This window comes from Microbispora sp. H10670, from assembly GCF_014161385.1.
Lineage (GTDB): Bacteria > Actinomycetota > Actinomycetes > Streptosporangiales > Streptosporangiaceae > Microbispora > Microbispora triticiradicis.
Map to the genome: position 1 here is coordinate 570129 of NZ_JABBWW010000001.1, position 21834 is coordinate 591962.

Consider the following 21834-nt stretch of genomic DNA (forward strand, 5'->3'; position numbering starts at 1 on the left):
GGAAACTTTCCCGCGCACCCCGCCCGACCAGTGACGACGCACAGAACCTCCGGCCGAGGAGCACGACGACACGATGAACGCACAGCTCATGAACCGTGCCCACGCCGCCGGGGCCGCAGCGCCCACGGCTGTGTACACCTGTCCGGTGCCCCACATGCCGCAGGCGGTCGCCGCCGTACGGCACCGCGCGCACGGCCCGCTCAGGACATGGGGACTGCCGGAGAACACCGTGGACGAGGCCCTGCTCGTGGTCTCCGAGCTGGTCACGAACGCCGTGCTCCACGCTCTTCCCCCGGCCGAGTTGCGGCTCCTCCTGCTGGAGGACGTCGTACGGATCGAGGTGGCGGACTCGGGGACGGCACCCGTGCGGTCCGGCGGCACGCCCGCGGGCGGACGCGGCGTCGTCGTCATCGAAGCGCTCGCGGTCGGGTACGGCGCCGACGTCCGGCCGAAGTCCGTCACCCACTGGGTGGAGCTGCGGGCCCGGCCCTCGGTGCGGCCCACGAGCCGGCTTCAGTGCTGCAGGGTCTCGGAGGGCGACTCCCCGAACCGCTGCCGGTAGACCGACGAGAACCGGCCGAGATGGGCGAACCCCCAGCGATACGCGACATCGGTGACCGTGGCCGTGTACGGGTTGCGGGCCGCCAGCTCGGCGTGTACCCGATCGAGGCGGACCTCCCGCAGGAAACTCGTCGGCGTCTTCTCCAGATGGCGCCGGAACCCCTCCTGCAGCGCCCGCGCGCTCACCCCCACGGCCTCGGCGATGTCCTCCACGGTGAGCGCCGGCGGCTGATCGGGCATGTCCCCCTCCCGTCGGCGGTCACGCGATCAGGGCGAGGCGCATCCTCTGCGTGGACACCCATCCAGCCTACGTTCCCGCTGGTAGACGGCACAATTGCGCAAGATCGGCCTTGGGGCGGCTTGGTGGAGGACGGGGGGTTCGTAATGTGGACGTCATGCCTCGTCTTTGGGATAGCACACGTTGACCCACCCACATAACGTGGGGATATGGACGCTCTTACCAGCTGGAGGCCTCCTTACCGGGAGGGGTCACGGCAGGGCTCTCCGAACGGGTCCAGCCCACTGGTGATCAGGGAGCACGAGACGATGAACGTACAGGTTATGGAACGTGCCGACGTCACCGGGGCCGCAGCGGCCACGGCTGTCTACACATATCCGGTGTCCCACTCCTTCCAGGCGGTCGGCGTGGTGCGCCGCCGGGCACGCGACGTGCTGGCGGAGTGGGGCCTGCCCGAGGCCATTGCGGACGAGGCCGTACTCGTGATCTCGGAGCTGGTCACGAACGCGGTGCTGCACGCCCTGCCACCAGCCGAGCTGCGGCTGTTCCTGCACGGAGGCGTCGTACGCGTCGAGGTCGGCGACTCGGGAGCGGCTCCCGTGTGGCCGGGCAGCGCGCCCGCTTCGGACGAGCGCGGACGCGGCACCGACGTCGTCGAGGCGCTGGCGCTCCGTCACGGCGCCGACGTCGGGCCTGACTCCGCCACCTACTGGGCGGAACTGCCCGCCTGCTGATCCGATGGGGGCGGCAGGGTCAGCGCCGGAGGGTCTCGGAAGGGGACTCTCCGAACCGCTGCCGGTAGGCCAGCGAGAACCGGCCGAGATGGGCGAACCCCCACCGGTAGGCGACGTCGGTGACGGTCGCGGTGACCGGATCGGTGACCGTGAGCTCGGCCCGCGCGCGGTCGAGGCGCACCTCCCGCAGGTAACCCATCGGCGTCTTGTCCAGATGGCGCCGGAACCCCTCCTGCAGCGCCCGCGCGCTCACCCCCACGGCCTCGGCGATGTCCTCCACGGTGAGCGGCTCGGCCGCGTGCTCCTCGATCAGCCGTACGGCCCGCTTCACGGTGGGCGGCGCCACCGTCCGATGCCCGTCGCGCAACTCGTCGATGTAGTTGCTCGGCTGAGCCATCAGAAGCTGCGTCATCAGCAGCCCCTCCAGCTGCCTGACGACGAGCGGCTGCTCCAGCATTCCGCCACCGGTCTCGGCCTCTCTACGGAGGAGTTCGACCACCGACCGCCAGGAACGGGCCGGGGGCCGCGTCAGGTCCATCCCCAGGGAGAAGGTGAGCGGACGGTCCGGCCGCCGCCCGATCAGCCTGCCGAGCTGGTCTTCGAGTGCCCTGCGGTCGAACCGGGTGAACAGCCCGCAGTGGCCGGCCGACCAGCGCACGGACATGGGCCGGGTGAGCGACAGCACGCAGGCGAGCCCTGGCGTCGACACGATCCGCTCGGGCCCGTGGGACATCGCGGCGGTGCCGATGAGCGGCACCTCGACGAGGAGATGAGTGTCGACCATCTGGGGGGTAATCAACACCTCCGTGCCGTAGTGGAGGCAGTACAGACCGACCTCGCCGAACTCGATCCCGGTCATGCAGGCGTCGATGTGAGCGCCGGACTCCACGGGACGCACCGCGTAGCGGCCGAGGGCCTCCCCGACTCTGGCCTCGGCCTCGTCGACGTCCCGGGTGCACACCCGTTGATGCGCCGCGAACGGTAGCGGCCGATCGGACATCTCCGCCTCCCCCAGCGGTCACGCGAACCGGAACGCGCGGACGTGGCGCGTCCCCCGGACGGTCCGTCCCAGCCTACGTTCGCCCTGGTCAGGCCGTGTACCCCCGGCCCCGCCCGGGCCGGGTCAGCGCCGGAGGGTCTCGGAGGGCGACTCCCCGAACCGCTGCCGGTAAACCGACGAGAACCGGCCGAGATGGGCGAACCCCCATCGGTACGCGACGTCGGTGACGGTCACGGTGACCCGATCGGTGACCGTGAGCTCGGCCCGCACCCGGTCGAGGCGCACCTCCCGCAGGTAACCCATCGGCGTCTTGTCCAGATGGCGCCGGAACCCCTCCTGCAACGCCCGCGCGCTCACCCCCACGGCCTCGGCGATGTCCTCCACCGTGAGCGGTTCGCCCGCGTGCTCCTCGATCAGCCGTACGGCCCGCTTCACGGTGGGCGGCGCGACCCTCCGCTGCCCACCGCACAACTCGTCGATGTAGTTGCTCGGCTGGGCCATCAGAAGCTGCGTCATCAGCAGCCCTTCGAACTGCCTGACGACGAGCGGCTGCTCCAGCATGGCGCCACCGGTCTCGGCCTCGTCGCGGAGGAGCTCGACCACCGACCACCAGGAACGGGCCGGCGGCCGCGTCAGGTCCATGCCCAAGGCGAACGTGAGCGGACGGTCCGGCCGCCGCCCGATCAGCCTGCCGAGGTGAGCTTCGAGCGCCGGCCTGTCGAAGTGCACGATGCACTGCGTGTTCCCGGCCGACCACCGCATGGACCTGGGGCGAGCCGACAGCACGGCGGCGAGCTCGGGCGTGGATCGGATCGACTCCCGGCCGTGGCACACCTCGGCCGTTCCGGCAGACGGGAGCTCGACGAAGAGGGAGTCGTCCGCGACGGGCGGTATGATCGACACCTCCGCTCCGTAGCCGAGGACGTGCAGTCCGAAGTCGCCGAACTGGACTCCGTGCAACCGGACGTCGAGCCGGGCACCGGCCCTCATGGGTCGCAGCTCGTGCGCGCCGATGACCTCCCCGATCCGCACCCGGGCCTCGTCGGCGTCGTGCGTGTGCAGCCGCCAGTGCGCGGCGAGCGGCATCCGCTGATCGGACATGTCCGCCTCCCCCCAGCGGTCACGTGGCCCGAGGGGCGACCCAATCCCCCCGGGTGGGCCTTCTGTCCCAGCCTACGTTCGTCCTGGTGAGCCGCGTACTCCCCGTCGGCGCCTGCCGTACCCCCGGCACCCCGCGGCCGTCCGGTTCAGCCGCGGGCGGCCGCGTCCACCCGGGTGGCCGCCGAAGCATCCGTCGTGGGGTCCCCGGTCGTGACGGGGGCGGTCGAGCCGCGCACCACCAGTTCGGTGGCGAGCTCGACGTGGTGCGACTCGATCCGCTCCCCCGCCGCCAGGCGGAGCGCCGTACGCACCGCGACGGCGCCCATCTCCCGGAGCGGCTGGCGTACGGTCGTGAGGGGCGGCGAGGCCATCCGGGCGATCTGGGTGTCGTCGAATCCCACGATGCTGAGGTCCTCCGGCACCCGCAGCCCGCGCGCCCTGGCGGCCTCCAGCACCCCGAGCGCGATCTCGTCGCACCCGGCGAAGATCGCCGTGGGTGGTTCGGGGAGATCGAACAGCGCCGCGCCGCCCTCGACCCCGTCCTGGTAGTGGAAGTGCGCCGTCCGCACGTACCCGGGAGGTACGGGGACGCCCGCCGCCTCCATCGCGGCCCGGTAGCCGTGCAGCCTGGCCTGGGTGCAGGCCGCGGTGGCCGGGCCGCCGAGGTGGGCGACGCGCCGGTGGCCCAGCCCGAGCAGGTGCTGGGTGGCGGCCAGACCACCGGCGAAGTTCGTGGAGCCGACGCTGGTCACCCGGGTCCTCGGCAGGTTCAGCGGATCGATCACCACGAGGGGCAGCCGCGCCCGGGACAGGGCGCCGAGCTGCCCCCCGGTCAGCTCACCCGTGACGGCGACCAGCGCCCGCCGCCCGGCCGCGACCAGCCCGCGCGCCCACCCCCCGGTGCGGTCGGCGGAGCGCCGGATGCTCACCACGATCGACGCGTCGAGCTCGGCCCCGGCCTCCACCGCGCCCTGGACGATCTCGGTCGAGTACGGGTTGAGGTCGTCGTCGAACTCCACCTCGACCGTGTCGGACGCGGCCGGCTCGCCCCGGCGCTGCGGCGGCGCCACGTAGTCGTGCTGCGCGAGCAGCGACAGCACCAGGGCACGCGTCGCCGGGGCGACGTCGCTCCGGCCGTTCAGCACCTTCGACACGGTCGCGACCGACACACCCGCCGAGGCCGCGACCGTCGCCAGCGTGGCCCGTCTACGACCGGCCGCCATCTGATCCTCCCTGTCGCGTGGCGCCGGACCCCGGCGCCGGGCTCACTTCCACGGGGGTGACCAACCGGCGGTCACTGCCGACGTGGCGGAGCGGGCCGGTCAGCCGTACGCGGCCCCGGCAGGGCAGGTCCGACGCCGACGCCGACGTGCCGACGAGGACGTCGACGTCCCCGGGCTCGACCACCCGCCGCAGGTCGCGTCCGGTGAAGGCGGTCCGGTCGGTGTGGACGGTGAAGGTCGCCCGCGCGCTCTCGCCGGGCTCCAGCCGGACCCTGGCGAACCCGGTGAGCTGCCGCACCGGACGGGTGACCTGCGCGAGCACGTCGTGCAGGTAGAGCTGGACGACCTCCTCGCCCGCCCGCGGGCCGGTGTTGCGCACGCGCACCGACACGGTGAACTCGCCGTCCGTGGGCACCTCGGTCTCGCTGATCTCCAGGTCGCCGACCTCGAAGGTGGTGTAGGAGGCGCCGTAGCCGAACGGGAACAGCGGGCTCGGGTCGAGGTTGCTGATGCCGTGGTCGTCGGCGCCGAGCGGCGGCTGGAGGTAGGTGCCGGGCTGGCCGCCGTGGCTGCGGGGGATCTGCACCGGCAGCTTCCCGCAGGGCTGCACCCGGCCGGACAGGACGCCCGCGACCGCCGCCCCGCCCTCCTGCCCGGGCATGAACGCCTGGACGAGCGCGGCGGCCTTGTCGCGCACGTCCCCCAGCGCGTACGGCCGGCCCGAGACGACCACCACGACGACCGGCGTGCCGGTGGCGGCGAGCTCGGTCAGCAGGTCCTCCTGCACGCCGGGCAGCCGCAGGTCGTCGGCGTCGCAGCCCTCGCCCGAGGTCCCCTGCCCGAACAGCCCGGCGAGGTCGCCGACGACGGCCACGCACAGGTCGGACTCGCGGGCCGCCCGCAGCGCGTCCGCGAAGCCGGAGCGGTCCGCGTCCCGCCAGTCGCAGCCCCGCTCGTGGACGATCTCGGCGTCCGGCAGCTCGGCCCGCAGCGCGTCGAGCAGGCCGCGCGCCTCGATGCCGAGCCCGAGCCCGGGGTAGCGGGGCAGCACGTGGTTCGGGAAGGAGTAGCAGCCCATGAACGTGCGCGGGTCGTCGGCGCAGGGGCCGACCACCGCCACCCGCCTCAGCTCGGGGCGGCCCTCGCCGAGCAGCGGCAGCGCCTCGCCCGCGTCGAGCAGGACGACGGACCGCTCGGCCAGCTCCCTGGCCAGCTCCCGGTTGTGCGCCGAGTCCAGGTCCACCGACTCCGCCTCGGCCACCGACTGCTCCGGCGTCCAGTCGGGGTCGAGCAGGCCGAGCTCGATCTTCTGGGTGAGCAGCCGGCGCGCGGCCCGGTCGATGAGGGCCTCGGGCAGTTCGCCCCGTCGCACCCGGTCGGCCAGGTGCTGGCCGAAACCGAGCGTGTCGGGCAGCTCGACGTCGATCCCGGCGGTCAGCGCCTGCACGCCGGCGTCCTCCGCGTCCGCCGCGACCTGGTGCATCGTGGCCAGGAACGCGACCGACCAGTAGTCGGAGACGACGGTCCCGGTGAACCCCCACTCCTCGCGCAGCACCTCGGTCAGCAGCCACGGGTCGGCGACGGAGGGAACGCCGTCCAGGTCGCAGTAGGAGTTCATGACCGAGCGCGCGCCGCCCTCCGCGATCGCGGTCTCGAACGTCGGCAGGATCATGTCCATCAGCTCGCGCCGGCCCATCGGCACCGGGCCGTGGTTGCGGGCCGCCCGGGACGCGGAGTATCCGGCGAAGTGCTTGAGCGTGGCGATGACCCCCGCCTTCTCCAGGCCGCGCACGTACGCCGAGCCGAGCATCGCGACGAGGTACGGGTCCTCGCCCAGGGTCTCCTCGACCCGGCCCCAGCGGTAGTCGCGCACCACGTCGAGCACGGGCGAAAGGCCCTGGTGGACGCCCACGGCGCGCATGTCCCGCCCGATGGCCGCGGCCATCCGCTCCACCAGGCCGGGGTCGAAGGTCGCGCCCCAGGCGATGGCCGTCGGGTAGACCGTCGCGCCGTAGGTGGTGAAACCGGTCAGGCACTCCTCGTGTACCAGCGCCGGAATGCCCAGCCGGGAGTGCTTCACCACCTCGTGCTGCAGCCGCACCACCTCCGCGGCTCCCTCCGCCGCGCTCACCGGGGTGCTGCCGAACACCCGGGTCAGATGCCCGAGCCCGTGGCGCACCGACTCCTCGAACGGCACCGTCCCCGCGGCGGCGAACACGTCCTGCATGGGCGCCACGTTGTGCGTGCCGGTGTCGTCCTGTGACTCGGCGATCTGCTCGTCCTGCATGTCGTTGCCGATCCACCGGCTGCCGAGCTGGCCGATCTTCTCCTCCAGAGTCATCTCCTCGAGGAGGGCCTCCACCCGGTCGGCCACGGGAAGCGCGGGGTCCTGCCACGGCCGGAGGATCCGGTCCGTCGCGGGGGTCCGATCGAGCGCCGTCATCTGCTCTCCTCAAGAAAGAGTTTCGAAACATTTCGAGGTCCGGTGGCGGATTCGGCTGAAACATAGATGTTTCACGAGATCACCAGCTAGACGCCCATGCGAAAGTACTCTACACACGGCTAACCCGGCTGTGCCGAGCATGTGAGAGGAGCCTTGACACGCTGGTAACGCCTATCTAAATTGGCGTGCCACGCGGCTTGTGTCGAAATGTTTCGACGGGCTGACTTCAAGGAGGAGTGGGGCGGAGGCGCCCACGGTGCTGATCACGCTGTTGATCCAGTTCGCCGGCCACCGCATCCGATGTTCGGCGAGCCGCGCTCAGCCTCGGCATGCGACGTACGGAGAACAGCGTGGAGTCCAGGTCTACATCTCGCCGTGCCTTCCTTTCCCTCTCGATGGGCCTTCCCCTGGGCGCCGCGCTGGCGGCCTGCGGCACGTCCGGCCCGGCCCCGAGCGGCGGTGCCGCGAGCGGCGCCGCCGCGGGCGGAAACGGGGGCGGGGCCAAGGCCAGCTACTGGTTCCTCTCGGGCCCGCCCGGTGAGGCGCCCCGGACCGCGGCAGTGAAGCGGTTCAACCAGGCCAATCCCAACGGCCAGATCGATTTCAACGTCATCCAGAACGACGCGTACAAGACGAAGATCAAGACCGCGATCGGCGCGGGCCAGGCGCCCACCATCATCTGGGGCTGGGGCGGCGGCGGTCTGCGCAGCTACGTGCAGGCCGGCCAGGTCGAGGACCTCACCCCGTGGTTCGAGCAGAACGCCGCAGTGAAGGACCGGCTGTTCCCCGGTGCCTTCGGCGCCGCGACGATCGACGGCAAGATCTACGCGATGCCGTGCGAGACGGTGCAGCCGATCGTCCTGTTCTACAACAAGAAGGTCTTCGAGAAGGTCGGGGTGCAGCCGCCGCAGTCGTACGGCGACATCCTGGATCTGGTGAAGAAGTTCAACGCCCAGGGCATCGCGCCGTTCTCGCTGGGCGGCCAGTCCCGCTGGACGAACATGATGTGGCTGGAGTTCCTCTTCGACCGCACCGGCGGCTCCGAGGTGTTCCAGGCCGTCTTCGACGGCGAGAAGGACGCCTGGAACAACCCCGCGTCCATCGAGGCCCTGACCAAGATGCAGGAGCTCATCAAGGCCAACGGGTTCATCAAGGGCTTCTCCTCGATCACCGCCGACTCCAACGCCGACCAGGCGCTGCTCTACACCGGCAAGGCCGCGATGATGCTGCACGGCAGCTGGTCGTACGGCATCCAGCAGGCGCAGGGCGGCGACTTCGTCTCCAGCGGCGGCCTCGGCTTCATGAACTTCCCGCCGATCGACGGCGGCAAGGGCGACCCGAGCGACACCGTCGGCAACCCCGGCCAGTACCTGTCGATCTCCTCCAAGGCGACGCCCGAGCAGAAGGAGATCGCGAAGAAGTTCTTCGCCTCCGGAGTCCTCGACGAAGCCGAGCAGAAGGAATGGGTCGGCACCGGCGGCGTGCCGATCGTCAACGGCTCCGACAAGCTGTTCACCGGTTCCAAGGACGCGGAGTTCCTGAACTTCATCTACGGCGTCTCGAGCAAGGCCAAGGTGTTCGCCCAGTCCTGGGACCAGGCGCTCAGCCCGACCGCGGCCGAGGTGCTGCTGGACAACATCGCCAAGCTGTTCCAGCTGTCGATCTCTCCGCAGCAGTTCGCGACGAACATGAACGCGGTCATCGGCAAGTGACGATGTCCGCGACTACCACCGGACGGACGTCGTCCGCCGCCGCGCCCAAGGCGCGCGGCGGCGGCGTCCTGCCGTGGCTGGCACTTCCGGCCCTGCTGGCCTTCGTGGCCTTCGCGGTGATTCCGCTGATCGGGGTGCTGCTGCTCAGCTTCACGTCCTGGGACACGCTCGGCACGATCCAGCTGACCGGGCTGGAGAGCTGGCAGTCCGTGCTCTCCGACCCGGGCCTGCCGCACGCGCTGTGGGTGACGTTCCTGATCACGGCGCTCTCCTGGGCGGTCCAGACCCCGGCCAGCATCCTGATCGGGGTGTTCCTCGCGGGACACCAGCGCTACCGCGAGCTGCTCGCGGTGCTGTACTTCATCCCGCTGCTGCTCAGCTCGGCGGCCATCGCGATCACCTACAAGGCGCTGCTCGACCCCAACTTCGGGCTCGGCGCGGGGTTGCACATCGACCTGCTCACCCAGGACTGGCTCGGCGAGCCCGGCCTCGCCCTCGGCGTCGTGATCTTCGTGGTGTCGTGGCAGTTCATCCCGTTCCACTCGCTGCTCTACCAGGGCGGCGTACGGCAGATCCCGCGCTCGCTGTACGAGGCCGCGGAGCTGGACGGCGCGGGACGGGTCCGCATGTTCTTCAACATCACCCTGCCGCAGCTCAAGTACACGATCATCACGTCCTCCACGTTGATGATCGTCGGCTCCCTGACCTTCTTCGACCTGATCTTCGTGCTGACCGAGGGCGGTCCCTCCGACGCCACCCGCGCGCTCGCCCTGGACATGTACAAGCGCGGCTTCCAGGCCAACCTCATGGGAGCGGCCTGCGTGATCGGCGTCATCCTCGTTCTCGTCGGCCTCGCCCTGGCGCTGCTGCTGCGCCGGCTCGGCGGCCGCGACCCCAACGCCAGCCAGCTCGAAGGGGCCTGACCGTGACCGCGACCCACACGCCGGCGGCGGCGAAGCGCCCCACCGCGGCCCACTCGCGCGGACGCCGCCCCGCAACGCCCAGCCAGCGCCCCAACTGGCTGGGCGGGCTCATCGGCTGGCTGTGGCTGGCCGTGGTGATCATCCCGATCTACTGGATCGTGATCACCAGTTTCAAGACGCAGAGCAACTACTACGTGACCAACCCGCTGCTGCCGCCCTCCGATCCGACGCTGGACAACTACCGGCTCGTCATCGAGATGGACTTCCCGCTGTACTTCCTGAACAGCCTCCTCGTCGCCGTCGGCACGGTGATCCCGTCGGTCCTGTTCTCGTTCATGGCGGCGTACGCGATCGTCCGGAGCGGCACCGCCAGCCGGTTCCTCCGCGGGGTGAACTCGCTCTTCCTGATGGGCCTGGCCATCCCGCTGCAGGCGACCGTCATCCCGATCTACCTACTGATCATCAAGCTGAGCCTCTACGACTCGCTGACCGCGCTGGTCCTGCCGTCGATCGCCTTCGCGATCCCGCTGTCGGTGCTGGTGCTCTCCAACTTCATCCGGGACGTGCCCAAGGAGCTCTTCGAGTCGATGCGGATGGACGGCGCGACCGAGTGGATGACACTGTGGCGCCTGGCCTTCCCGCTGACCCGGCCGGCCGTGGTGACGGTCTCGATCTACAACGCGCTGAACGTCTGGAACGGGTTCCTGCTGCCGCTGATCCTCACCCAGAGCCCCGACAAGCGCACCCTGCCGCTGGGTCTGGCGGCGTTCCAGGGCGGGCCGTACGGCGTGAACGTGCCCGCCGTGCTCGCCTCCGTGGTGCTGACCATCGTGCCGATCCTGGTCCTCTACACCGTCGGGCGCCGTCAGCTGCTCAGCGGCCTGACCGCCGGTTTCGGCAAGTAGGTCCCGGGACCCCTCAGTCTCCGCCGTACAGACGGCCCAGGTGGACGAGTTCCACGTCGGGCCGTCTGCCGGCGAGGCGCACCAGCTCCGCCGAGAACCCGGACCGGGCGAAGAGGAGCAGCTTCGGGAGGGCCCCGACCCTCCCCGCCGGCAGCAGCCCGCGCAGATGCTCCAGGCGTTCCAGCTGAGGGACGTCGACCGGCGCCTCGGTGCTCTTGGCCTCCCCGATCGCGGTGATCCGGTCGGCGGCGAACGACGTGGTCTCCGTGACGACGACGTCGAGTTCGTGCCCCCGGCGGTGCTCGCGGCACGGCAGTTCCGTCGGGCGCACCATGCTCGCGACGCCGCCGAGCGTGTCACGTGAGGCGTGCTCGAAGCACCACTGCCGAGCGAGGTCCTCGAAGTGCGCGCCGTAGATGCGGGAGGCGACGGTGTCCGCGTTGGCCTCCCAGACACGATCGGCACGACCCGCGACCAGTTCGGCCTCATGGCGCCGGATGAGAAGCTGGTGCAGGCGCACGACCGGCTCGCTGATGCGGAAGACGCTGCGCTTGCCACGCAGGGCGTCGTCGATCTGTTCGATCAGCCCGATGTCCTGCAGGCCGGCCAGCAGATGGGCGAGAGAGCTGCTGGGACGTCCCAGCGCCGCCGCGATCTCCGAGCGCCGATGGTTGCCGGCACTGATCGCACTCAGCGTCGCCGCGTACGAGGTCGGATCGGCGATCGCCGGCTCTTCCCGCAGGAGCAGGGCGCCCTCACGGAACATCGCGGAGGCGGGGTTCAACAGGCGCCGCTGAACCCAGTGGTCGAACTCGGCGGTCCGCGCCGGCCCCGACCCCCCGCTCATCTCCAGGTAGGCGGGAGTCCCCCCGAGCAGCGCGTGCAGCCGGAACGCCAATTCCGGATCGTGATCGGCACCCCAGAAGGCCGCGGCCTCGCGATACCTGAAGGGGCGCACCACCAGCTCCATGCCCGCCCGTCCACGCAGGGGCGCACCGCCCGCGAGCAACTGTGACATGGTCGTCAACGCGCTGCCGCACAGAATCATCCGGGTCCGGGTGTGCTGCTTGGCGTGGCTCAACGGGCTGAGCGCCTGCTGGAGATAGGAGGGCAGCGCGGGCGTCGCGGAGACCAGATAGGGAAACTCGTCGATGATCAGCGGAGTGGCCGCGTCCTCACCGAGCCGGAGCAGTTCGTCGAGCGCCTCGCGCCACGTACGGAAGGCGACGGGTTGGCGAAGACCCCGATGCGCGGCGTAGGCCGCCCCGAGGTCGGCGAGGTTCTGCGCCTCGGTCTGTTGCGTCGCGCCGAACAGGAACCCTCCGGTCTGCTGAGCCAGCAGCTCCAGCATGAGGGTCTTGCCCTGACGGCGGCGGCCGTAGACCAGCCCGAGAGTCGCCCCGGGTACGGGAGATGCGACGAAATCGACGAGGTTCTCCCACTCGACGTCCCGGCCGTACAAGCGTTCCGGCTTCCGGAGCAAGGACCCCCCTCGTCTCGATGGCGTCGCTGACTATGATAGGTGCAACTATCATAGTCGCAGCAATAATTCGCGCTCGGAGGTCCTGCCAAGGGGCGGCAATCATCGGGCCCGGGTTCGGCGGGAGCCGAGAGGGAGACCGGGCGGCGGGGTAGAGGCACATCGATGCCGATCACTCCCACCTCCGACAGCCTTCACGCGTCCTCGCGCCGTGCCGTCGTACGGCCCGCCGCGGTGGCGGCGTCGATCGCGCTCGCGCCGACTCTGATGACGGCCCTGATGTTCGCCCTGGTGGCGCTCCTGGTGGCGGAAGCGGGTGCGGCCGGCGCCTCCGCCCGGTCCCGCGCGCCCGCCGGTCACCTCGCGGGGACCGGTGACGGCAACGGGAACGACTCGGCCGTACGCGTGGGCAACGGCTCCGGCAACCGGAACATGGTGACGATCGGCAGCAGCCGCATCAGCGGCGTCCAGTACCTGTTCTCCGCGGGGATCGGCGGCGTGAGCAGCGTGCAGGGCGGCCTGTGCCGGCCGCACGGCCGCCACTGCGTGCTGACGCAGAAGGTGCACGCGTCCGCCACCCTGTCGCCGGGCGCCGCGCGTGCCGGTCGTCACGATCGTTCCCGGCAGGGTGAACGCCGTGCGTGACCGGCCGGCCGTGCGGGTTCTCGTCCCCCTGACCCTGGCGATCACGACGGTTCTGGTGATCACGACGGCCTGGTCCGTCGCGCCGCCCGCCGCGGACGCGGCGGCGTTCCGGGCCGACGGCGGCGACCGCAACGGCAACCGCGCCCTGATCCGGGTGGGCAACGGCATCGACAACACCAGCCACTTGGTGGTGGGCAGCGCGAAGAACAGCGGCATCCAGCAGCAGACGATCGGCGTCGGCGGCGTCTCCAACTCCCAGAGCACGGCCTGCCGGCGATGGTTCCGCCGCTGTGAGGCGGCCCAGAGAATATGGGCGTCGAACCAGCAGCATTCCGGGGACATTTCTCCCCGGAAGCGGCACGACGCCAAAAGGACCGCCATGCGGTCGATGCGGCGGTAATCATTTCCCGGCGGCGGTGACGCGCGCGGCCCCACGGGGTAGATGCCCGGTGTATTCCACCCGGATGCGGACACCGAGAGGGCGTAGAAGACAATGGCTCGTCACACGGCGCGAAACGCGCTCATCGGCCCGGCGGCACGCCTGCTGGCGCTGGGCGCGCTGGCGGTCGCGACCGCGGGCGTCGCGCTCTCGCCGGGCAGCGCCGCCGCGGCGCCGGGCCGGGGCTGGGGCTGGGGCGGCGGCGGGGGTGACGCCAACGCCTCGCGCACGCGCTGGGTGGTCAACAACGGCCTGAACAACCGCGCCTACCTGGTGGCCGGCAGCCAGCGGAACGCCTTCGGCGTCCAGCAGGTCGTCGCGGGCGTGGACGCGGCGGTCAACACCCAGGCAGCCAACTGCCGGCACCGACCCGGCTGCGGCATCCCGCAGCGCATCCACGGCAGCAACACGAGTTTCCCCACCACCCGGGGAAACGTGAATGTGGGAGGGCACTGAGCGGGCCTTGCCCGCCTCGGCTTCCGGCCCGTTCCGCCGCGAATATCAGCCGCCTGTTCGCGGTGGGCAAGAATATGACAAGAGGCGCGCCGGGAAATCCGCCGGACCACCGCCGAGAATACGCTGTGCGCGACCCGGATCGGGATGGCGTGTACAGGACGGTGGCGAATGGCTCTTTCATACCGCGGAGCGCGCGGCGGGCGCCGGCGCGTCCCGCTCCTCGCGGGGCTGCTCTCCGGTGCGGCCATCACGCAGGCCCTCCTCGCCGTCCCCGCGGCGGCGGCCGGCCGGGCCGCGGAGGACCCTCCGGGAGGACGAGGCCCGTCCTCGATCGGGAACGGCACCCGCGACCGGAACGTCGTGTTCCTGGACAGCCCCTCCCACCTTCGTGGTCACCAGCACACCAGAGCCAGCACCGCCGGTGGCGCGAGCAACGTGGAGGACGGCTTCTGCCGCCGGGTCGCGAACTGCTCCATCAGGCAGAGCCTCACGGTCGTCATCGGCGCCGACGCCTCCTGAACGCGGGCCTCCGATCACACCGCGGTGGTCACCGCCCCGTCACGTCGTCGACTCCCGCCGGTCCTTCACGGCGCGTACGGCCTCCTCGGGGGAGTCGTAGAACGCGAGCAGCTGGTCCAGGCCCATGATGTGGAAGACCCGGGCGATGTCCTGCTCCAGGCCGGCCAGGAGCAGGGCGCCACCGGCGTCGTGCGCGCGCTGGTGGGCGGCCACCAGCGTGGCGATGCCCGTGGAGTCGCAGAAGGTCAGGCTGGACAGGTCGACGACCAGGTCGGCGCCGGGGCCGAAGGTCACCTCCTCCAGGGCCGCGCGTAGCCGGGGGGTGGTGTGGTGGTCCAAATCGCCGGCCACGACCAGCACGCGTGGTTCCGCGGTGCCCGGTTGAAGGGTGACGGTCAAGCCGTGATCATGCTGCACCTTGGCTCCCGGAGAACGATGATCGGGTGGCGGGTGGGACGGACAGGGCGAGGACCGCGGTGTCGTCGGACACTCCCTCGCCCAGGGCGGTGATCAGGTCGTGCACCGTGTCCAGCAGTGCGTCGGCGCTCGTCGGCCCGGCTGCGGCGAGGTAGGCGGTCAGGCCGTCCTCGTCGAGCATAGAGCCGGTCTCGGTGCGGGCCTCGGTGAGGCCGTCGGTGTAGAGGAGCAACGCGTCCCCGGCGTTCAGACGCGCGCTGACCTGGGCGAAGTGCGGGTTGCGCAGGATGCCGATCAGTTGCCCGCCGGCCGGGTGGATGGGTTCGACCACCCCGTCGGCCCGCACCGCGAGCGCCGGGGGATGACCCCCGGTGGCGAGCGTGACGCCGAACCCGTCGCCGTCGGGTTGCAGGACCCCGAAGACCGCGGTGCAGTACGGCGCCGGCACGTCGCCGCCCGCGTGCTCCTGCTGCAGCACCGCGTCGAGATTGGCCAGCACGGCGTGCGGATCGGCGTCGTACACCGCCGCGGCGCGCAGGGTGTAGCGGACCAGCGAGGTGAGGGAGGCCGCGCCGGCGCCCTTGCCGCAGACGTCGCCGAGGAAGAACCCCCACCGGTCTCCGTCGAGGGGGAACAGGTCGTAGAAGTCTCCGCCGACCTCGTCGGCGGAGACGGGGTGGTAGGCGGCGGCCGCGCGCAGGCCCGGCACCCGGGGCAGCGCGGGCGGCAGCAGGGTCCGCTGCAAGGTGCGGGCCAGCCGTTCCGCGCCCGCGCGGAGCTGCCGTTCGATCTCCACCGTGCGCTGCGTGACCAGCCGCACCTGAAGCTCGTCCATCACGAGGCCGGCCAGGTCCCGCAGGCAGGCGAGCTCCTCCTCGCCGGCCTCGCGCGGGCGGGTGTCCATGACGTTGACGCTGCCCAGCGGCTCACCGTCGGGCGTCACGATCGGCGCCGCCGCGTGGAACCTGATCCCCGGCTCGCCGCGCACCGCCGGATCGCCGGCGGCCCCCGGGTGCAGCCGGGCGTCGGAGACGACGTGCGGGCCGTCGTGCCGTACGGCCGCGGCGCACAGTGACTCGACGACCGGGGACTCCACGATCGGGGACCGGAATGTCGCGGGGCGCGCGGGCGGGCCGTGCGCGGCGATCACCCGGACGCGGTCGTCCCCGACGATCGTCACCGTGGCGAAGGGCGCGTGGAAGATCCTCGCGGCCAGGGCGGCCACCCGGTCGAACGCGCCGCCTGACGCGGTCTCCAGGGCCGCGTAGCGGCGCACGGCCTCCTGCCGGCGCGCCTCCTCGTCGGAGTCCGCCGCCGTGGGCCTGCCGGGCGCTTCCTCGACCGTGCTGACCTCGGGCTCCTTCCTTGCCACCGGGGCGCGTACTTAGGGGGCCCGCGTCACCCGTGAAACGTTTGCCCTATCCTACGGAACCATTGAACTGTTCCTTCCCTGACCTGCCGGACTCGCCCGACAGGGCGGCACGACACCCGGGCCGGCCCGCGGCGGCCCGGCCGTCGAGGGAGAAGACGCGTGGGCGACGAGCAAGCGACGGAACCGATGTCCGCCGAGGACGGTCAGCCGGTGGAGCTCCTGTTCCCCGGCGGCAGCGAGATGGCGCGGCGGATGCGCGCCTATCCGTGGTCCGGGACATCCATGGGAGACCCGGACACCTGGCCGGCGAGCCTCCGCACCGCCTGCCGGATCTGCCTCACCTCCCGTTTTCCCATGATCGTGTGGTGGGGCGAGGAGCTGCGGTTCCTCTACAACGACGCCTACCTGCCGCTGCTCGGGTCCAAGCATCCCGCCCTGGCCAAGCCGGGCGACGAGGTCTGGACGGAGATCTGGCACACGATCGGCCCGATGCTGCGCTCGGTGATGAGCTCCGGCGAGGCGACCTGGTCGGAGGACCTGCTGCTGCCGATGAACCGGCACGGCTACTGGGAGGAGACGTACTGGACGTACTCCTACAGCCCGCTGCACGACGACGACGGCGTCGTACGGGGCGTCTTCACCGCGGTCAGCGACACCACGGAGCGGTTCATCGGGGAGCGGCGCCTGGCGGTGCTGCAGGACCTCGGGGCCCAGGCCGGGCAGGCCCGCAGCGTCGCCGAGGCGTGCCGGCTCGTCGCCGAGGCGCTGGAGCGGTCGGGCGCCGACGTGCCCTTCTCGGCGATCTACCTGCGCCGCCCCGGCACGGACGACCTGACGCCGGCCGCGACGAGCCCGCGCGACGCGAGCGTCTCCCCGCTCCCCGGCGGCCCCGGCGACTGGCCGGTCGACCAGGTGCTGCGCACCGGGGAGCCCGTCGTGGTGACCGACGTGACGGAGCGGTTCGGGGCGTTGCCCTCGGGCGGCTGGCAGACCCCTCCGACACAGGCCGTGGTGCTGCCGCTGGCCGGTGAGACCGGCGGCGGGATGGTCGGGGTGATGGTGCTCGCCGCCGGCGCGGGCCGGGCCCTCGACGAGGCGTACGAGTCGTTCCTCGGCCTGGTGGCGCGGCAGACCGCCGCCCTCGTCAACGCGGCCGTGGCCTACCAGCTCCAGCAGCGCCGCGCCGAGGAGCTGGCCGAGCTCGACCGGGCCAAGACGGCGTTCTTCTCCAACATCAGCCACGAGTTCCGCACCCCGCTGACCCTGATCATGGGACCGGTGGAGGAGCTGCGCACCGCGCTGGCCGGAAACGGCGAGCGGGTGGGCGCGGACCGGCTGCGCGCGGAGCTCGACGTCGTCCACCGCAACGGCCTGCGGCTGGGCAAGCTCGTCAACACCCTGCTGGACTTCTCCCGCATCGAGGCCGGCCGCATGCGGGCCCGCTACGAAGCGGTGGACCTCGCCGCCGTCACCACCGACCTCGCCGGGGTCTTCCGCTCGGCCGTCGAGAAGGCCGGGCTCGCCTTCGAGGTGGACTGCCCTCCCCTGGACGAACCGGTGTACGTCGACCGGGGCATGTGGGAGAAGGTCGTGCTCAATTTGCTGAGCAACGCCCTGAAGTTCACCTTCGACGGCTCCGTCCGGGTCACGTTGCGCGCGGAGGACGGCCACGCGGTCGTCACCGTCGCGGACACCGGCATCGGGATCTCCCGGCACGAGCTGCCCCGGCTGTTCGAGCGCTTCCACCGGGTCGACAGCGCGAGGTCGCGGTCGAACGAGGGCAGCGGCATCGGGCTGGCGCTGGTCAAGGAGCTGGTGGGCCTCCACGGCGGCACGATCACCGCCGAGAGCGCGGAGGGCTCGGGCACCGCGTTCACCATCCGCCTGCCCTTCGGCTCGGCGCATCTGCCGCCCGACGGTCTGGTCCCGGTGCGGCCCACGGAAAGTGAGCCGACGACCGCCGCCGCTCCGTACGTGGAGGAGGCCCTGCGCTGGCTCCCCGAGGGGCCGGAGTCGCGGGAGGACGAGGCCGAGACCTCCGCGGCCGCTTCGGCGCTCGCGAACGGGCCGCGGCCACGGATCCTGGTCGCCGACGACAACGCCGACATGCGGGACTATCTGCGGCGCCTGCTGCGGCCCGCGTACGAGGTCGACGTCGTCACCGACGGCCAGGCCGCGCTGGAGGCCGTCCGCGCCGACGCTCCCGACCTCGTCGTCAGCGACGTGATGATGCCCCGCCTGGACGGCCTGCGGCTGGTGGCGGCGCTGCGGGCCGACCCCCGCACCGCCGCGGTCCCGGTCCTGCTGCTGTCGGCCCGCGCGGGACAGGAGGCCGGCATCGAGGGGCTGGACGCGGGCGCGGACGACTACCTCGTCAAGCCGTTCTCCGCCGACGAACTGCTGGCCCGGGTGCGGGCCACCGTGGATCGGGCGCGGCTGCGCGCCCACCACCTCCGGTGGCACGCCGCCATGATCGAGTCGTTGCAGGAGGCGTTCTTCGTCGCCGACGAGAACGGCGCCGTCATCGAGGTCAACTCGGCGTTCGCCGACATCGTCGGGTACGGCCCCGAGGGGCTCCCCTATCTCCCGCGTCATCCCTGGCTGCCGGCCGAGGCCGACGACCCGGTGACGTACCGGAGGCTCGCCGAGGCGTACGAACGGGTGACGAGCCACGGCAGCGGAGGCTGCGTGGTGCCGCTCCGCCACAGCGACGGGCACCAGATCTGGGTGGCGGCCACCTTCGTCGCCGTCGCGGACCCCGGCACCGGTGAGCGCCGGATCGTCGGCACCCTGCGCGACGTCACCGCCGAGCACTATCTCGTCCAGCGGGAGACGGCCCTCGCCGCGCTCAGCGTGCGCGTCTCCGAGGCGGGCAGCGTGTCCGACGCGCTGACGGGGGCGCTGGAGGAGCTGCGCGAGGTCTGGCGGGCCCGGGACGTGACGGCCGCCCTGTGGCACGGCGAGGCGGAGCCCGCGCTGTTCCGCGCCTGCCCCGCGACCGAGACCGCGGCCGAAACCGAGATCGGGACCGGCTGGCTCGACCTGCCCGCGGAGTTGCGGGACAGGCTCGCCGAGCTGCGCGACTACCCGCCCCTGCGCCCGCTCGCGAGCGAGGCGGACGGCGCGGGCATCAGCCTGGAGCATCCGGCGGGCATCCTCACCCTGTGGATCGATCTCGGCCAGAACCGGCCCTTCACGGCCGAGGACCAGACGCTGCTCGCGCTGCTGACCGGTCATCTGGGCCAGGGCCTGCACCGGGTGCACCAGCTCGACCAGCAGCGTGAGGCCGCGGTCGCCCTGCAGCGGGCCATCCTCGGCCCCTCCCACCTGCCCGCCGGCTTCGCCGTACGGTACGAGCCGGCCACCCGTCCGCTGGAGGTGGGCGGCGACTGGTACGACATCGTGCCGCTGCCGGACGAGCGCATCGGCATCGTGGTGGGCGACTGCGTGGGGCGCGGCCTGGAGGCCGCGGCCGTCATGGGTCAGCTGCGCAGCGCCTGCCGGGCCCTGCTGCTGCAGGAGGCGGGGCCGGCACAGGTGCTGACCGCCCTCGACAAGTTCGCCGCCCTGGTGCCCGGCGCCCGGTGCACGACCGTCTTCTGCGGCGTCCTCGACTCGACGACCGGCCGTCTCGTCTACTCCAGCGCCGGGCACCTGCCGGGCATCCTGGCCCATCCCGGCGGCGGGACCGAGCTGCTGGAGGGCGGGCGCTCCACGCCGCTCGCGGTGCGGCCCGGCCATCCCCGGCCCGAGGACGTCCGCACGATGCCGGCGCGGTCGACGCTGCTGCTCTACACCGACGGCCTCGTCGAGCGCCGCCGCAGCCCGCTGACCAGGGGCATCGACCAGGCGAGCGCCGCCGTGCAGGACGGCCGCTCGGCCCCCATCGAGGACCTCGCGACGCAGGTCATGCGCCGGATGGCGCCGGACACCGGTTACAGCGACGACGTCGCGCTGTTGCTGTACCGCCAGCCCGCGCCGTTCGAGGTGGCCTTCCCCGCCGAGTCGAGCCAGCTCGCCCCGGTCCGTACGGCCCTGCGCGACTGGCTGAACCGGTGCGAGCTGAATCCCACGATGATCCAGAACGTCCTGGTCGCGGCGGGCGAGGCCTGCGCGAACGCGATCGAGCACGGCCACCGTGACGCCCCCGGACGCACCGTGCGGCTGCGGGCGGTCGCCACCGCGGGCGATCTCTACCTGACCGTGGCCGACAGCGGCAACTGGAAACCCCCCAGACCGGAGGCCAACACGCACCGCGGCCGCGGAGTCGCCCTGATGCGCGCCCTGATGCAGCGCGTCACCATCCGTCCCGGTGCCGCCGGCACCACCGTCGACATGCACGCGAGGATCCCCCGATGACGACTCCCCTGACCATGGCTCCGTCCCGCCGCCCCGACGGCACCCCGGTCCTCACCGTCAGCGGCGAGATCGACATGAGCAACGCGGCCGAGCTCGACGCCGCGCTGTCCGGCGCCTCCGTCGACGGCCACGCCCTGCTGGTCGACCTCAGCGAGGTCGAGTACCTCGACAGCGCGGGGCTGACCGTGCTGTTCGCGCACGCCCCGCGCATCGAGCTCGTCGCCAACGACCTGCTCGCCCCGGTGCTCACCATCTCCGGCCTCGTGCAGGTCACCACCGTCCACGGAATGGAGTCCTAGACGGCGGGCGGGGGCCAGGCGTCGCCCCAGACGACGTCGCGCGCCTCGCGGTAGACCTCCCCCTGCCGCTTCGAGACGGGGTGGTCGGCGAGACCGTCACCGGTCGTGCACAGGCGCAGCGTCACCAGCCCCTTGCGCTTCAGCGGGTGGCGTACGACGCGGCTCTCGGCGCGCGGCCACGGCCGGGCCGACGCCGCGACATAGGAGAACTTCTCGTCCTCGAAGCTCAGCGTGCCGTCCTTGACCCGGCGGTGCAGGGCGCTGCGGTTGAGGCGGACCGCGAAATGGCACCAGTCCTGACCCTCCCGGATCGGGCACTCGCCGTCGTGCGGGCAGGGCGCGACGATGTGCAGGCCCGCCCCGGCCAGCAGCCGCCGGGCCGCGGCGATCCCGGCGTACCCGGCGGGCGTGCCGGGCTCGATGATCACCAGCATGCCCCCGTGCCGCGCCGACTCCAGCGCCAGGGACCGCACCACGTCGTCCCGGACCGCGGGCGACAGCTCCCCGAGCACGTACGACATGGTGACCAGGTCGGCCGCGGGCGCGGCCGTCCCCCGGTCGAGCACCGTCTGCCGCCAGCGGGCCTCCCGTACGGCCGCCGCGGGAGAGCGGGCGGCCAGCCGCCGGCCGAAGGCGATGGCGGAGGCGGACTGTTCGAGCACGGTGACGTCCGTCAGCCCGGGCCAGACCGCGTTCGCGGCCCACACCGCGCTGCCCGTCCCGCCCCCCACGTCGGCGTGCGTCCGCGGCGCGAAGCCGGGCGCGAGCAGGGCGACCTGGCGCAGCGCCGCGGCCACCGCGCTGTAGGTCGCCGGCATGCGGTAGCCGGCGTACGCGGCGACGGCGGCCTCGGAGCCCAGCGCGGGGACGTTCCGGTCGAAACCCTCCCGGTACTGCCGGATGAGCGCCGATACGTTTCGCGTCAGTTCGGGCACGGGAAAGCGGCCGAGCGACTCTTCCAGCGCGTCGTCGAGGGCATCGGGAAGGGCGGACACGCTGTTCATGATG

At 72.0% G+C, this 21834-nt stretch carries 20 protein-coding genes; 11 read left to right on the plus strand and 9 right to left on the minus strand.

Going from position 1 to position 21834, the window contains the following annotated elements; all coding sequences use genetic code 11:
- Positions 1-73: 73 nt before the first annotated feature.
- Positions 74-562, plus strand: coding sequence for an ATP-binding protein (locus HHX33_RS02735; protein WP_220501387.1), 489 nt, complete (start codon positions 74-76; stop codon positions 560-562).
- Here the strand turns inward: HHX33_RS02735 and HHX33_RS02740 are convergent.
- Entirely contained in the window at positions 514-801 is a 288-nt protein-coding gene (locus HHX33_RS02740; RefSeq protein WP_182873127.1) for a helix-turn-helix transcriptional regulator, read from the minus strand. The genes HHX33_RS02735 and HHX33_RS02740 overlap by 49 nt on opposite strands.
- 306 nt (positions 802-1107) lie before the next feature.
- On the opposite strand from HHX33_RS02740, the gene HHX33_RS02745 reads away from it, so the two are divergent.
- The gene (locus HHX33_RS02745; protein WP_220501388.1) at positions 1108-1533 is read left to right on the plus strand and encodes an ATP-binding protein; all 426 of its coding nucleotides are present in this window, start codon (positions 1108-1110) and stop codon (positions 1531-1533) included.
- Between the two features lie 19 nt (positions 1534-1552).
- On the opposite strand, the gene HHX33_RS02750 is transcribed toward HHX33_RS02745, so the two are convergent.
- The 4 genes from HHX33_RS02750 to HHX33_RS02765 all read right to left on the minus strand — a co-directional run bounded on the left by HHX33_RS02750 (position 1553) and on the right by HHX33_RS02765 (position 7300).
- Positions 1553-2533, minus strand: coding sequence for an AraC family transcriptional regulator (locus tag HHX33_RS02750; protein ID WP_182873128.1), 981 nt, complete (start codon positions 2531-2533; stop codon positions 1553-1555).
- A 123-nt stretch (positions 2534-2656) separates the two neighbouring features.
- Positions 2657-3634 (minus strand): AraC family transcriptional regulator, encoded by a 978-nt coding sequence (locus tag HHX33_RS02755; protein WP_182873129.1) that lies wholly within the window; start codon positions 3632-3634, stop codon positions 2657-2659.
- Positions 3635-3780: 146 nt separating this feature from the next.
- Positions 3781-4857, minus strand: a complete 1077-nt coding sequence (locus tag HHX33_RS02760; protein ID WP_182873130.1) for a LacI family DNA-binding transcriptional regulator — start codon at positions 4855-4857, stop codon at positions 3781-3783.
- Positions 4841-7300 (minus strand): glycoside hydrolase family 3 N-terminal domain-containing protein, encoded by a 2460-nt coding sequence (locus tag HHX33_RS02765; RefSeq protein ID WP_182873131.1) that lies wholly within the window; start codon positions 7298-7300, stop codon positions 4841-4843. The genes HHX33_RS02760 and HHX33_RS02765 overlap by 17 nt, the downstream gene beginning before the upstream one ends.
- Positions 7301-7695: 395 nt before the next feature.
- On the opposite strand from HHX33_RS02765, the gene HHX33_RS02770 reads away from it, so the two are divergent.
- The 3 genes from HHX33_RS02770 to HHX33_RS02780 are packed head-to-tail and all read left to right on the plus strand — an operon-like array spanning position 7696 to position 10840.
- The gene (locus HHX33_RS02770; RefSeq protein ID WP_220501389.1) at positions 7696-9012 is read left to right on the plus strand and encodes an extracellular solute-binding protein; all 1317 of its coding nucleotides are present in this window, start codon (positions 7696-7698) and stop codon (positions 9010-9012) included.
- Between the two features lie 2 nt (positions 9013-9014).
- Positions 9015-9935, plus strand: a complete 921-nt coding sequence (locus HHX33_RS02775) for a carbohydrate ABC transporter permease (RefSeq protein ID WP_182873133.1) — start codon at positions 9015-9017, stop codon at positions 9933-9935.
- A 2-nt stretch (positions 9936-9937) separates the two neighbouring features.
- On the plus strand, positions 9938-10840 hold the full coding sequence (locus HHX33_RS02780) for a carbohydrate ABC transporter permease (protein ID WP_182873134.1): 903 nt from the start codon (positions 9938-9940) through the stop codon (positions 10838-10840).
- 13 nt (positions 10841-10853) lie between these two features.
- Here HHX33_RS02780 and HHX33_RS02785 read toward each other — a convergent pair whose 3' ends face one another.
- Complete coding sequence (locus tag HHX33_RS02785; RefSeq protein WP_182873135.1) at positions 10854-12323, minus strand: AAA family ATPase; 1470 nt, start codon at positions 12321-12323, stop codon at positions 10854-10856.
- A 162-nt stretch (positions 12324-12485) separates the two neighbouring features.
- Between HHX33_RS02785 and HHX33_RS02790 the strand changes: the two genes are divergently transcribed.
- The 4 genes from HHX33_RS02790 to HHX33_RS02805 all read left to right on the plus strand — a co-directional run bounded on the left by HHX33_RS02790 (position 12486) and on the right by HHX33_RS02805 (position 14379).
- Entirely contained in the window at positions 12486-12965 is a 480-nt protein-coding gene (locus HHX33_RS02790) for a hypothetical protein (RefSeq protein WP_182873136.1), read from the plus strand.
- Complete coding sequence (locus tag HHX33_RS02795; protein ID WP_182873137.1) at positions 12958-13365, plus strand: hypothetical protein; 408 nt, start codon at positions 12958-12960, stop codon at positions 13363-13365. The genes HHX33_RS02790 and HHX33_RS02795 overlap by 8 nt, the downstream gene beginning before the upstream one ends.
- 93 nt (positions 13366-13458) lie before the next feature.
- Positions 13459-13860 (plus strand): hypothetical protein, encoded by a 402-nt coding sequence (locus HHX33_RS02800; protein WP_182873138.1) that lies wholly within the window; start codon positions 13459-13461, stop codon positions 13858-13860.
- Positions 13861-14028: 168 nt separating this feature from the next.
- A complete protein-coding gene (locus tag HHX33_RS02805) occupies positions 14029-14379 on the plus strand; it encodes a hypothetical protein (RefSeq protein ID WP_111697667.1) in 351 nt (116 codons plus the stop codon).
- A 39-nt stretch (positions 14380-14418) separates the two neighbouring features.
- On the opposite strand, the gene HHX33_RS02810 is transcribed toward HHX33_RS02805, so the two are convergent.
- Positions 14419-14778, minus strand: coding sequence for an STAS domain-containing protein (locus tag HHX33_RS02810; RefSeq protein WP_220501390.1), 360 nt, complete (start codon positions 14776-14778; stop codon positions 14419-14421).
- A gap of 7 nt (positions 14779-14785) precedes the next feature.
- On the minus strand, positions 14786-16168 hold the full coding sequence (locus HHX33_RS02815) for a PP2C family protein-serine/threonine phosphatase (protein WP_182873139.1): 1383 nt from the start codon (positions 16166-16168) through the stop codon (positions 14786-14788).
- A gap of 159 nt (positions 16169-16327) precedes the next feature.
- On the opposite strand from HHX33_RS02815, the gene HHX33_RS02820 reads away from it, so the two are divergent.
- The gene (locus HHX33_RS02820) at positions 16328-20527 is read left to right on the plus strand and encodes a SpoIIE family protein phosphatase (RefSeq protein WP_310741179.1); all 4200 of its coding nucleotides are present in this window, start codon (positions 16328-16330) and stop codon (positions 20525-20527) included.
- Positions 20524-20826, plus strand: coding sequence for an STAS domain-containing protein (locus HHX33_RS02825; RefSeq protein ID WP_182873140.1), 303 nt, complete (start codon positions 20524-20526; stop codon positions 20824-20826). The genes HHX33_RS02820 and HHX33_RS02825 overlap by 4 nt, the downstream gene beginning before the upstream one ends.
- Here the strand turns inward: HHX33_RS02825 and HHX33_RS02830 are convergent.
- Entirely contained in the window at positions 20823-21830 is a 1008-nt protein-coding gene (locus HHX33_RS02830) for a small ribosomal subunit Rsm22 family protein (protein WP_182873141.1), read from the minus strand. The two genes, HHX33_RS02825 and HHX33_RS02830, sit on opposite strands and share 4 nt — an antisense overlap.
- Between the last annotated feature and the right edge of the window lie 4 nt (positions 21831-21834).

Coding starts and splice junctions, on each gene's coding strand:
- HHX33_RS02735 (WP_220501387.1), top strand. CDS start 74: ATGAACGCACAGCTCATGAACCGTGCCCACGCCGCCGGGGCCGCAGCG.
- HHX33_RS02740 (WP_182873127.1), bottom strand. CDS start 801: ATGCCCGATCAGCCGCCGGCGCTCACCGTGGAGGACATCGCCGAGGCC.
- HHX33_RS02745 (WP_220501388.1), top strand. CDS start 1,108: ATGAACGTACAGGTTATGGAACGTGCCGACGTCACCGGGGCCGCAGCG.
- HHX33_RS02750 (WP_182873128.1), bottom strand. CDS start 2,533: ATGTCCGATCGGCCGCTACCGTTCGCGGCGCATCAACGGGTGTGCACC.
- HHX33_RS02755 (WP_182873129.1), bottom strand. CDS start 3,634: ATGTCCGATCAGCGGATGCCGCTCGCCGCGCACTGGCGGCTGCACACG.
- HHX33_RS02760 (WP_182873130.1), bottom strand. CDS start 4,857: ATGGCGGCCGGTCGTAGACGGGCCACGCTGGCGACGGTCGCGGCCTCG.
- HHX33_RS02765 (WP_182873131.1), bottom strand. CDS start 7,300: ATGACGGCGCTCGATCGGACCCCCGCGACGGACCGGATCCTCCGGCCG.
- HHX33_RS02770 (WP_220501389.1), top strand. CDS start 7,696: ATGGGCCTTCCCCTGGGCGCCGCGCTGGCGGCCTGCGGCACGTCCGGC.
- HHX33_RS02775 (WP_182873133.1), top strand. CDS start 9,015: ATGTCCGCGACTACCACCGGACGGACGTCGTCCGCCGCCGCGCCCAAG.
- HHX33_RS02790 (WP_182873136.1), top strand. CDS start 12,486: ATGCCGATCACTCCCACCTCCGACAGCCTTCACGCGTCCTCGCGCCGT.
- HHX33_RS02800 (WP_182873138.1), top strand. CDS start 13,459: ATGGCTCGTCACACGGCGCGAAACGCGCTCATCGGCCCGGCGGCACGC.
- HHX33_RS02805 (WP_111697667.1), top strand. CDS start 14,029: ATGGCTCTTTCATACCGCGGAGCGCGCGGCGGGCGCCGGCGCGTCCCG.
- HHX33_RS02825 (WP_182873140.1), top strand. CDS start 20,524: ATGACGACTCCCCTGACCATGGCTCCGTCCCGCCGCCCCGACGGCACC.
- HHX33_RS02830 (WP_182873141.1), bottom strand. CDS start 21,830: ATGAACAGCGTGTCCGCCCTTCCCGATGCCCTCGACGACGCGCTGGAA.